The sequence below is a fragment of the Sporolactobacillus sp. Y61 genome (assembly GCF_040529185.1).
GTDB lineage: Bacteria > Bacillota > Bacilli > Bacillales > Sporolactobacillaceae > Sporolactobacillus.
Genome location: NZ_CP159510.1, coordinates 1,410,196 through 1,421,486 on the forward strand (window position 1 = coordinate 1,410,196; position 11,291 = coordinate 1,421,486).

General features: G+C 46.0%; 8 protein-coding genes and 2 pseudogenes. 7 read left to right on the forward strand and 3 right to left on the reverse strand.

Features of this window, described 5'->3' with window-relative positions; genetic code table 11:
- Nucleotides 1-10 precede the first annotated feature (10 nt).
- Both ABNN70_RS06795 and ABNN70_RS06800 read left to right on the forward strand, forming a co-directional pair.
- Nucleotides 11-997: a C-terminal binding protein gene (locus ABNN70_RS06795; protein WP_353949225.1), complete on the forward strand. Its 987-nt coding sequence runs from the start codon at nt 11-13 to the stop codon at nt 995-997.
- A 50-nt stretch (nt 998-1,047) separates the two neighbouring features.
- Nucleotides 1,048-1,593, forward strand: coding sequence for a phosphoribosyltransferase family protein (locus ABNN70_RS06800; protein WP_353949226.1), 546 nt, complete (start codon nt 1,048-1,050; stop codon nt 1,591-1,593).
- On the opposite strand, the pseudogene ABNN70_RS06805 reads toward ABNN70_RS06800, so the two are convergent.
- Nucleotides 1,590-2,526, reverse strand: a pseudogene (locus ABNN70_RS06805) (nucleoside hydrolase). The gene ABNN70_RS06800 and the pseudogene ABNN70_RS06805 overlap by 4 nt on opposite strands.
- 87 nt (nt 2,527-2,613) lie before the next feature.
- Nucleotides 2,614-3,698: pseudogene (locus tag ABNN70_RS06810) on the reverse strand (BMP family ABC transporter substrate-binding protein).
- A gap of 326 nt (nt 3,699-4,024) precedes the next feature.
- Here ABNN70_RS06810 and ABNN70_RS06815 point away from each other — a divergent pair.
- The 3 genes from ABNN70_RS06815 to ABNN70_RS06825 all read left to right on the forward strand — a co-directional run bounded on the left by ABNN70_RS06815 (nt 4,025) and on the right by ABNN70_RS06825 (nt 5,677).
- On the forward strand, nt 4,025-4,285 hold the full coding sequence (locus ABNN70_RS06815) for a hypothetical protein (protein ID WP_353949227.1): 261 nt from the start codon (nt 4,025-4,027) through the stop codon (nt 4,283-4,285).
- The gene (locus ABNN70_RS06820) at nt 4,243-5,097 is read left to right on the forward strand and encodes a M20/M25/M40 family metallo-hydrolase (RefSeq protein WP_353949228.1); all 855 of its coding nucleotides are present in this window, start codon (nt 4,243-4,245) and stop codon (nt 5,095-5,097) included. The genes ABNN70_RS06815 and ABNN70_RS06820 overlap by 43 nt, the downstream gene beginning before the upstream one ends.
- 94 nt (nt 5,098-5,191) lie before the next feature.
- The gene (locus tag ABNN70_RS06825; RefSeq protein WP_129930580.1) at nt 5,192-5,677 is read left to right on the forward strand and encodes an S-ribosylhomocysteine lyase; all 486 of its coding nucleotides are present in this window, start codon (nt 5,192-5,194) and stop codon (nt 5,675-5,677) included.
- Nucleotides 5,678-5,786: 109 nt separating this feature from the next.
- On the opposite strand, the gene ABNN70_RS06830 is transcribed toward ABNN70_RS06825, so the two are convergent.
- Nucleotides 5,787-7,133, reverse strand: coding sequence for a methyl-accepting chemotaxis protein (locus ABNN70_RS06830; RefSeq protein ID WP_129930578.1), 1,347 nt, complete (start codon nt 7,131-7,133; stop codon nt 5,787-5,789).
- A gap of 436 nt (nt 7,134-7,569) precedes the next feature.
- On the opposite strand from ABNN70_RS06830, the gene ABNN70_RS06835 reads away from it, so the two are divergent.
- Nucleotides 7,570-9,909: a nitric-oxide reductase large subunit gene (locus ABNN70_RS06835; RefSeq protein WP_353949229.1), complete on the forward strand. Its 2,340-nt coding sequence runs from the start codon at nt 7,570-7,572 to the stop codon at nt 9,907-9,909.
- Nucleotides 9,910-9,994: 85 nt separating this feature from the next.
- Complete coding sequence (locus ABNN70_RS06840) at nt 9,995-11,230, forward strand: IS256 family transposase (protein WP_353949230.1); 1,236 nt, start codon at nt 9,995-9,997, stop codon at nt 11,228-11,230.
- The last annotated feature ends 61 nt before the right edge of the window (nt 11,231-11,291 follow it).

Below are 11,291 nucleotides of genomic sequence, written 5' to 3' on the forward strand. Positions count from 1 at the left end.
AGCAGCTCAGGTGAAGAAAAAAGTTCTCTACTATAATATTGATGATACGCTGGACTACGAACGGCAATTGCTTCGAGAATGGGCCATTCCGGATATCGAGCTCGTTGAAGTGAAGGATTATGAGAAGAAGAAAGATTTCGTCGACCATGCGCGGGACGCAGAGGGCGTGGTGGTTGAATATCAGCAGATCACGCGGGAAATACTTGCTCAGCTGCCGCGTCTGAAAATCGTCGCTCTTCAATCGATCGGTGTCGATCATGTCGATTTGCAGGCGGCAACGGATCACGGCGTCTGTGTCACCAACTGTCCCGGGTTCTGCTCAGAAGAAGTGGCGCTGCATGCAGTCGGGATGATGATTGATCTTGTTCGAAAAATTACCATGCATGACCGTTCTGTCCGGCGCGGGATGTGGAATCCGCTGTATGGTTATAAAACGTACCGGCTGTCTGGAAGGACAGTGGGCCTGTATTTCTTTGGCAGTATTCCCCAGGCGATGATGCCGATGCTGCGTGCGCTACAGGTCCGCGTCCTTGTGTATGCTCCGACGAAAAGCCGGGCATTCCTGAGGCGTTTTGGTGCGGAAAAAGTCGAAACATTTGATGAACTGCTGATGCAATCGGATATTCTTTCGCTGCACTGCCCGCTGATCCCCGCAACGACGCACTTGATTTCAGAAAGAGAACTCAAAATGATGAAAGGGAGTGCTTTTCTCGTCAATACATCCCGGGGCAGGGTGGTGGATGAAGCGGCGCTTGCCGAAGCCATCCGGGAAGGTGAAATCAGGGCAGCAGCCGTTGATGTGATTGAAGATGAAATGACTGAAAAAAGCCCGCTTTTTGCCCTCGAAAATACCGTCATCACGCCTCACTCTGCCTTCGTCTCAGAAGATTCATTTTACAGCGCCCGGAAAATAGCCTTGCAGCAACTGGTCCGGCGATTGCATAAACAGGAAAGACCTGCTAATCTTGTTAATCAGGATATCATTATTCAGGGATAGGTTCAGAGACGAATCGCCTGTTGATCGCGCGCATACAAAGGAGAATTATTATGTCATTTTTTACGTTACATGTTGCCGGTGTCACGCGGCATCTGCCTGTGATACAAATTTCGGATACGCTTTCCATTGCAAGTTTTGTCATTCTCGGTGATGCCGAGCTGGTCGTTCATGCAGCTGCAGAATTAAAGAAAAAGCTTCCGGAAGCAGATTACCTGCTCACAGCGGAAGCAAAAGGGATTCCTCTCGCCCAGGAGTTGTCCCGGATTATGGGGATGAAACGTTATTTTGTTGCCAGAAAAAGTATCAAGCCTTACATGGCAGAGCCCTTTGTCACGGAAGTCCGCTCGATGACCACGCAGAAAAAGCAGATTCTCTGTCTTGATCGGGCGGAAGCCGGTCTGATCAGGGACAGGCGTATTCTGATCATTGATGACGTGATCAGCACCGGTGAATCGATTCAGGCACTGGAATTGCTCGTCCGTGAAGCCGGCGGGCAGGTTGCTGGAAAGGCAGCGATTCTTGCCGAAGGTCAGGCAGCTGAGCGGAGCGACATTATCTATCTGGAAAAACTGCCGGTCTTTCCGGTTGCGGATTAAGCCTTTTTGGCCAGCTCAATCAGTGACGACCAGAAGGACCGGGTATCGACATCGTAGACAACCTCAACAGGGCGACCGTCTTCAACGGGTTCGATTCTGCCCTGGCAGGGTTCTCCAACATGGACACGGGTCAGGGCTTTTTTCGTCCTGACAAGTTCCGGATATCCGGCAGCCATCGTGGTCAGTACATCCCACAGATAGTACGTGGCGTTATTTTCAAAATGAATCAGCGGCGGAACGGATGCGTAACATTGGCCGATAAAATCCAGACCTGTATATTTTCTAAGCGATGCCCACTGATTGCGAATGGGAAGAGTCAGCGGGACCTGACTGGTACTTTCAAGGGCGACCATTTTAATTTTCAGGCTGCTCTGCCAGACGCGGGCCACGGCTTCAGGGTCCCAGAACGCGTTCCTCTGCCGATCCGTCATGTTCAGGTTCCTGGACATTGCCCACCGGATTCAGGGTGCCGCCCATCCAGATCAGCTGGTCTGTTTTTTCTTCAATGTCCGGCGCCTGATCGAGTGCGCGTGCCAGATCAGTCAGCGGGCCGGTACAGAGTATGGTTGTCGGCTCCGGATGGTTTCGAATCTCCTGAATCAGATGTTCATGCGCGGGGAGCGGGCTGACCGGGGCTTCCATCTTTCCTGATTCATTCAAAACAGGCAGGGCATTGACGTAGAAGGAACGCAGGCGCCATTCTTTGGGAAAGGGATGCACGCCCCTTGAGTTCGAGCGGGCGACTTCCGTCTTTTTCCGGGCAAATTGGTCAATGATTTTCCGGCTGGCTTCAATGCCCGGTGACAGATAGCCATCTGCGGGGATGACCGATACGCCGCTGAGTGTCACATGTTCCATCTGAGTCAGTAAAAAAAGCGAAACAAGGTCATCAACATCTGTATCATGGATAAAGTAAATCGTCCTGTTTTTCATGATGAGGCATCTCCTGTTCGTTATCGATTATAGATAGGAAAAACAACGATGGAACCTGCCCATCGCTGTCTTAATAGTGCAGAAAACTTATTTTTTGGGCAATGAAGAGAGATAATCTGCATACTCCTTATCCGTTGACGGAACCGTGATGTCGCCGTCAATAATCTTTTGCTGATAATCTTTCACCTGATCAAGAATCTCCGGTTTCACATTTTCTGTGGTCGGGGCGATCCCTACGCCTTTTTCCTTCAATCCGTACTCAAGGATCTGACCCCCGGGAAGTTGCCCTTCTTCGACTTTGAAGAAGCATCGTAAATCGCCTGATCCACGCGTTTCACCATGGAAGTCAGGGTCACATTTTCCGGAAGCCCTTCTTCATGCTGATCCCGGTCCACTCCGATAACCCAGACGTTCTTCCCGTCCTTTTTGAGAGATTTGGCTTCGGTGAAGACGCCGTTTCCGGTATCGCCGGCAGAAGCGTAAATAATGTCTGCGCCTTTTGTATAGAGCGTCTGGGCGATCGCACGGCCCTTATCCGGTGCATCAAAGGCGCCAGCATACTGGGCGTAAATTTCAGCGTCCGGATTAGCGGCTTTAACACCGGCTTTAAATCCGTTTTCGAATTTTTTGATCAGTGCGGAATCAACGCCGCCGATAAAGCCCACTTTATTGGTTTTCGTTGTTAGCCCGGCGACCACACCGACAAGGAAGGAGCCCTGCTGTTCCTTAAACGTCAGATTAGCCACATTTTTCAGGGGCTTGTTATTTTTGTCCACTGCAACACTGTCAACCAGTGCAAAATGAGCATCAGGACTCTGCTGCGCGATTTTTTGTATATCGCTCTGCATCTGGAAGCCGATCGCAATGATTAAGTTATATTTCTGATTGATTAATTCATGCAGATTCGGTGAAAAGTCACTCGGCTGGCTGGATTCCAGGTATTTCACATCAGATCCGGTCTTCAGATCGTTATCTTCAGCGAACTTTTTCATACCTTCCCATGAGGACTGATTAAAGGATTTGTCGTCAACGCCGCCGATGCCGGTGACCATGGCAACTCTGAACGTGTCCTCTTTAGTTGAACTGCCTGCCCCGCTCCTGTTTCCACAGCCGGAAAGCGCGGCAGCGATGATCAAAACGGCTGAAAGCAGTACTGCGATTTTCTTTAACAAGGAAAACCCTCCTGAAATGAAATATGTAGTTATAAAGTAACTATAACGTATCAATAGGTAAAATGGAACAGAAAATACAGGAAAAAACGAATAATATAAATCAGATCGGCTTTCTTCGTTCGGAATTTGCCACGCATGAACGGGCAGTACCCCCCCCCGCCTCCGGGCCATGAGGGAAAACGACCAGGCGCGGGTGGACGTTTCGCTTTATTCCGGGGAGCAGTCCGGCAGATCAGCGGGATATCCGTTTCAGTATGGAACGTGGATCATTTTTTTATTCCCGCCTGTGCCGGTCTGAGGTAAAATAAGGATAAGGAGGCAAAAAAATGGATAAGAAGCGTTCCTTGCAATTAATAGAAAAACTCTCAAACGCAAACGGCGTGTCGGGGTTTGAAGATGAAGTTGTCCACCTTTTCTCAGAAGCTGTAAAGGATCTGGGCGAAGTAACAGAAGACCCCATGCGTAATGTTTATGTCAGGCGCAGGGGAACACCGGGCATCGTCCGGTTGTTCAGCTGGACGCGCACAGTGACGAAGTGGGGTTCATGGTACAGGCAATCAAGCCGAACGGAACCCTCCGTTTTGTGACGATTGGCAGCTGGGCTCCAGTGAATATTCCGGCACATAAGGTGCGGGTACGTAACAGGGATGGTGTCTATCTTCCGGCGATTATCACCAGTATACCGCCACATTTTATGACTGCTGAACAGAAAAAGGCTGTACCGAAGATCTCCGATATGGCGATCGATGTCGGTGCGACGTCTGCGGAAGAAGTAAAAAATCAATTTAAGATTGATATCGGCGCCCCTGTTGTGCCTGATGTGCGTTTCGAATATCTTGATCATCGTGATGTGATGCTGGGTAAAGCTTTCGATAACAGGATCGGCACCGCATGTCTTGCCGATACCTTGCGTGAACTGGACGGGCAGGATCTTGATGTCGATATTGTTGCCTCCTTATCTGCACAGGAAGAGGTAGGTGAACGCGGGGCACAGGTCACGGTGAAAAAGATTCAGCCGGATCTGTCGATCGTTTTTGAAGGGCCGCCTGCCGACGATACATTTTCTCCGGAGTATATGATTCAGACCGGCATGAAGCGTGGACCGATGCTGCGTGACCGGGATACCTCGATCATCGTTAACCCACGGTTCCAGAAATACGTCCTGGACAGGGCCGGTGCGAAAGGGATTAAAGCACAACGCGCGGTCCGGACCGGAGGCGGTAACGACGGGGCAGTGATCAACCTGTATTCAGGCGCACCAACTATTGTCCTCGGGATTCCGGTCCGGTATGCCCATACGCCGTATAGCTATGTTGCTTTTGAAGACTATGTGTCGGCACTGAAGCTGACAGTTGACGTGCTGAAGTCACTGAATGCGGAAGTGATTGGCCGTTTTTAGTTGAAAAACGTTATGACGTGCATGTTGGGGTATATTCATATTAAAATAGAGTAAAGCAACAGGAATTCAATTATTTAGAAAGGAGATTCTTATCATGGCAAAAGTAGAAAGTTTTACTCTTGATCATACAAAAGTCAAAGCGCCTTATGTCCGGCTGATCAGTACGGAAAAAGGACCCAGGGGCGATGAGATTCAGAATTACGACCTGCGCCTTGTTCAGCCGAATGCCAATGCCATTCCAACAGCAGGCATTCATACGATTGAACATATGCTGGCCAGTCTGCTGCGTGATCGTCTGGACGGCGTGATTGACTGCTCACCGTTCGGCTGCCGGACAGGGTTTCATCTGATTCTCTGGGGCGAACATCAGCCTGACGATGTCGCCAAAGCATTGAAGGGGGCTCTCGAATTCATTGCCGGCCCGGCCACATGGGATGACGTGCAGGGGACAACGATTGAAAGCTGTGGCAACTATCGTGATCATTCACTTTTTTCCGCTAAGGAATGGTCAAAGAAGATCCTTGCAGAAGGAATCAGCTCCGACCCCTTTGAACGTAAAGTCGTAACAGAATCCCTGTAAAAAGGGTGAAGGTATATCTCTCATAACCGAAGAAAAGTCCGGAAGACCGTTTTGTTCCCGTCTTCCGGACTTTTCTTTTACCCCCGTACCTGCTTGCGAAACAGTATGGTTAAGCTTTTGTTTGTCCCTTAACTTTAAATGAGGCGGCTATTTTCTTCAGATCATCTGCAATATCAGAAAGGTCCGCGGCCTGCCCGGCAACACTTTCAGCCACTGCTGTCTGTTCCTGCGTTTCGGCTGAGAGGGTCTGGGTATGTGACGAAGTATTGTTCGCCATCTCTTCGATGGTATGGAAAGACGATGCCGTATTAAATGAAGCAATCGATATTTTATTGACCTCCTGATCCATTTTTTTAATATTTTCGCTGGTTTGTAATACATAGCTTTCAATTTCCCTGAATGATGAACCGGCATGATCAACCAAATTCATTCCATCATCGATCTGCGTGACTTCATTCTTCATCGCATGGGCAATCTGCAGGATTTCGTGGCGGATGGTATCGAGAATTTCATGAATCTGTCTGGCAGATACAGACGATTGATCAGCCAGTTTGCCGATTTCGTGGGCGACAACAGAAAATCCTTTGCCATGTTCCCCGGCGCGGGCAGCCTCAATCGATGCATTTAATGAAAGCATCTGGGTTTCATCCGCGATGGCGTTAATCGACTGGATCATCTGATTAATGTTCTCAGACTGACTGCTGAGTACCCGGACAAGCTCCGACAATTCAGAGATTGTCTGCCTGATCTGGCGCATCTGTTGGGTGGCACGGGTCATTTCTTTCTGACCGGACTGTACGGTATGGACGGAGACTTTCGACTTGTCGGCAAGCTTGAGCGAATCCTGCGTAATCGACGCGATGGCTATATTGATTTCATCGGTCTCTTTTTTCACGCTGCTCACCTGACGCACCTGATGATCGGCAGCCTCAGCGACTTCCTGCAGCGAGCGGGCCATGTCGATGGATGCCTTTTTATTTTGCCCGGAAGATGCAGTCAGCTGACCGGACGAGACGGACACCGACACAGAACGACGGAGAATGTCCTCAATAATCTGATTCAGAGACTGGATCATTTGATTGATGCTGCTTCTCATCAGTCCGAATTCGTGGTTGGTTGTGACATTGTCGTCCAGATCCTGTGAAAGATCATGACGGCTCACGGCCCGGGTTACGGCGATGAAACGATCCATCGGACGCAGGAAGATGATTTTACAGGCAAACCAGACAATCAGAGAAAGAATGACAATGGCCAGAAAAGCGATAAGCCCCATTTTGAGAAGGATCATCATCATTTGTCCGGACTGGCGTATTTCCGGAATCGCCCTTAAATCAAGGTAAACGGATGTGAAGAGAAACACATCAGGAATGATGACGATAGCCGCGACCATGAGCAGAAACAGCGTACGTATATGAAAAGAAAATGCGAACTGAATACAGCGACGGAAGAAATTCACAAAAACCTGCCTCCTGGTTTTTCTCCATATATAATAGAAGAAAATAATATCCAGAGTGATTATCGGCAGGTTTCTCTTACTGTTTAAGCGTTTGCAAGATGTAAAAAGGTGTTGGCTTATAGTGACTCATCGCTGTTCACCTGCTTTCGATAGTTTCCTCAAATCCTATTGTGCAGGGAAGGCTCAGGGAAGGCTCAGCGATGAGTCTTTTTTATCTTCTAAGTGTTGCACTTAAAGTGTAATTCAAGGAGAAAGAAAAAATTGATCTAAATCAAAACTACTAAATTCTACAATTTTGTTAACATACGTATGTTGTAAGCCAAAACTTGATTTCTATCAAGTTTTTTTTAAATGACATCGCTCACAATGGATCTTGGAGTGGGAACTATTAAACAATAATTTACGTTCGTAGATAGATATGAAAGGAGAATGAAGGATGCATATCCAAGATAAGAAATACAAAGAAGGGAAACCCACAACAGTAAATGGCTTGTTGAAATCGATAACAATCATTACATTGGTCATTAGCTTTACCGTTTTGATTGTGGGCGGATTTTGGATTTTTAAAAACCAAGCCCCTATTCCAGGAAAGGTGGTAGACACAGAAGGAAACGTCATTATGACTGATGATTCCATCCGGGGTGGAAAAGCAGTTTTTCAAAAATATGGTTTAATGGACTACGGAACCGTTCTAGGTAATGGCTCTTATATGGGTCCGGACTATACTGCTGAAGCTTTAAAAATCTATACAGAAGGCATGCAAGACTACTACGCCCGTCATGAATATGGGGATTCGTACAACAACTTAGCTGAAGATAAACAGGCCATCATCAAAGATAAAGCCGTCAAAGAAATGCGTGAAAATCGATTCATTAAAGAAGAAAATGTATTATATGCTAACGATGCCCAAGTATATGCAATAGAACAAGTAAAACTTTATTATCAGAATATTTTTACAAATGGCGATGGCTGGGGATTACAAAAGGGACTCATCCAAGAATCTGATCTTCCAGAAGCAAACCGAGCATATGTTGCTGAAGGTGATCAAATCGAGCAAATTTCCGAATTCTTTGTTTGGACAGCCTGGTTATCCAGTACAAACCGCCCAGGTGAAGATATTTCCTATACAAACAACTGGCCATATTATGAAGATGCCGGAAATACCGTCTCATATTCAGCCATTATTTGGAGCGGTGTAAGTATTACCATCTTTGCCCTATTTATTGCTGCTATTTTATATGTTTACAAAAAGTATCATTTTGAAATGGAACCCGCTTATATGCTGGAGAATTATCCGATATATAATCTGAAAAAGAAAAAGGTGACCGTATCCCAAGTAAAATCGGCAAAGTTCTTCCTATTAGTCGTCATGATGTTCTTTGTTCAAGTTATGTTCGGTGCATTACTTGCCCACTATTATACAGAACCAGATGCATTTTTCGGTATGAAATGGATTTATCAACTATTACCATTTGGTGTGGCCAAAGGGTATCATCTTCAATTAGCGATATTCTGGATTGCAACCTCCTGGCTAGGCATGGGGATTTTCCTTGCACCAAGTGTCGGTGGAATTGAACCAAAACGCCAAGGCTTACTTGTTGATATTTTATTCTGGGCTTTAGTCATCGTTGTTGGTGGATCGATTATCGGTGAATGGTTTGGGATTAATGGATATTTAGGAAATATGTGGTTCCTTTTTGGGCACCAAGGATGGGAATACCTCGAAATGGGACGGGGATGGCAAATTGCCTTTGTCCTTGGTATGGCCATCTGGTTGTTCATCGTCTACCGTGGGATTAAAAATGGATTAAAATATGAGCGAGATAAAGGCGGCTTAATTCACCTATTGTTCTATGCATCCATTGCTGTTCCAGCCTTTTACATTGCTGCCCTATTTATTACGCCAGACATGAGTTACACCATGTCCGACTATTGGCGCTGGTGGGTTGTTCATCTTTGGGTAGAAGGTATTTTTGAAGTATTTGCTGTTGTTATGATTGGTTATTTACTCATCAGTTTAAAATTAGTTACAAAGAAATCTGTCGTTCGCATGTTCTATTTCCAAATTACTCTACTACTCGGATCGGGTGTATTAGGAATTGGGCACCATTACTATTATAATGGTGCACCTGAGATGTGGATTGCCATCGGTGCGGTCTTTAGTGCGCTGGAAATCATCCCATTAACACTATTAATTTTTGAAGCACATGATCAATATAAGATGATGCGCGATGGTGGCGTTGATTTCCCTTACAAATCAACATTTTGGTTTCTACTTGCCACGGCGATTTGGAATATCGTTGGCGCAGGTGTAACAGGATTTTTGGTTAATCTACCTGCCGTGAACTACTTTGAACATGGACAACAGCTCACCCCTGCCCACGCTCACGCAGCCATGATGGGTGTATACGGAATGTTTGCCATTGCGGTTCTCCTTTACTCCCTCCGCAATGTAGTTAAACCAGAATTTTGGAATGACAAATGGATTAAATGGTCCTTCTGGTTGATGAATATTGGTTTGTTTGGTATGGTCTTTGTAGCCCTTACACCGATAGGGTTCATTCAATTCAAAGAAGCCTTTGATAAAGGCTACTGGGCTTCCAGAACGAGCGAATTCTTACAGCAAGAATCTGTGCAAAACCTTCTTCTTATTCGTTCTGTTCCGGATACCATCTTCATAATCGGTGTCGTCATCTTATTGATTTTCATAATTCGAATCATGTTCCATCTTAAAAAACCAGCATATAAGGATGGGGACAAAATTGATGAAGCATAAAATATAAGGAAATCTAAGTTCAAAAGAGAACGTATTTGACTATGTGTAAATGGTAATACTTAACTCTAAAAGGAGCTGACCATTTATGCAAAATTATCGCAACTACGGTAACATGACAATTCATGAACTTGCCAGCCAATGTGAAAGTGTCGATGATGTCCAAACAATGATTCGTGATTTATTCAAAGAGACCCTTCAAGTGATTTTTGAAGCTGAAATGGACCATCATTTGGGTTACGAGAAGCACGCTTTTGTAGGAAATAATTCTGGAAACAGCCGCAATGGTTACAGTAAGAAGTCGATCAAATCCAAGTATGGAAACATGACCCTGGACATTCCAAGAGATCGAAATGGGGCCTTTAAACCCCAAATTATTAAGAAACATGAGACCGCCCTGAACGGTTTGGATCATCAAATTATTGGCTTGTATGCTAAAGGGATGTCTACCCGCGATATTGAAGATCATATGCGCGATCTCTATGGGATCAGTGTTTCACCAGCCATGGTGAGTAAGGTTACCGATAAAGTGCTTCCCCTTATCTATGACTGGCATTCTCGTCCCTTAGAGAAAGTCTACACGATCGTTTATCTGGATGCCATTCACTTCAAAGTGAAGCAGGATCATCGGATTGTGAATAAGGCTGCGTACACCGTACTTGGCATCAATACGGAAGGAATGAAAGATATTCTCGGGCTCTGGATTGGTGAAAATGAGAGTGCCAGTTTCTGGCTTAGCGTCTGCAATGACTTGAAAAGCCGAGGTGTCGAAGACATCCTCATTGCCTGTAAAGACGGGCTTTCCGGCTTCTCCGAAGCCATCAATGCGGCCTTCCCAAAGACGCGCATTCAGCTCTGTGTGATTCACCAGTTGCGCAACAGTATCAAGTATATATCGACTAAAAATCGCCAGCCTTTTCTCAACAATATTAAAAAAGTCTATAAAGCCTTTACTATTGAACAGGCAGAATTAGCCTTTGAGGAGGTCAAGAAAAATTGGGCGGATAAATATCCAAGAGTTATTGCATCCTGGGAGACCAACTGGTTAGAACTCACAGCTTATTTTGAGTATCCAACTGAAATCAGAAAGATAATTTATACAACCAACACCGTTGAAGGGTTCCACCGTCAACTCAGAAAAGTGACCAAGTCAAAGAATGCTTACCCTACCGATGATGCGTTGCGAAAGATTATCTATCTGGCTACGATGGACATCACAAAAAAGTGGACGTTAGCCATTCCAGGATGGTTTGAATGCAGGGCGCAACTCCGGATCATTTTTGGGGACCGCTTCACGTCCAGTCTCCCAGACAAAGACTTATGACGTTTGAGTTTAACGCTTTAACTCGACTCCGACAGTTGTAGGCACAATCTTTCAAGTGAGC

What these genes read in the sequence shown, in the direction of transcription:
- ABNN70_RS06800 (WP_353949226.1), top strand. Translation starts at nt 1,048, where the DNA reads ATGTCATTTTTTACGTTACATGTTGCCGGTGTCACGCGGCATCTGCCT.
- ABNN70_RS06815 (WP_353949227.1), top strand. Translation starts at nt 4,025, where the DNA reads ATGGATAAGAAGCGTTCCTTGCAATTAATAGAAAAACTCTCAAACGCA.
- ABNN70_RS06820 (WP_353949228.1), top strand. Translation starts at nt 4,243, where the DNA reads ATGGTACAGGCAATCAAGCCGAACGGAACCCTCCGTTTTGTGACGATT.
- ABNN70_RS06825 (WP_129930580.1), top strand. Translation starts at nt 5,192, where the DNA reads ATGGCAAAAGTAGAAAGTTTTACTCTTGATCATACAAAAGTCAAAGCG.
- ABNN70_RS06835 (WP_353949229.1), top strand. Translation starts at nt 7,570, where the DNA reads ATGCATATCCAAGATAAGAAATACAAAGAAGGGAAACCCACAACAGTA.
- ABNN70_RS06840 (WP_353949230.1), top strand. Translation starts at nt 9,995, where the DNA reads ATGCAAAATTATCGCAACTACGGTAACATGACAATTCATGAACTTGCC.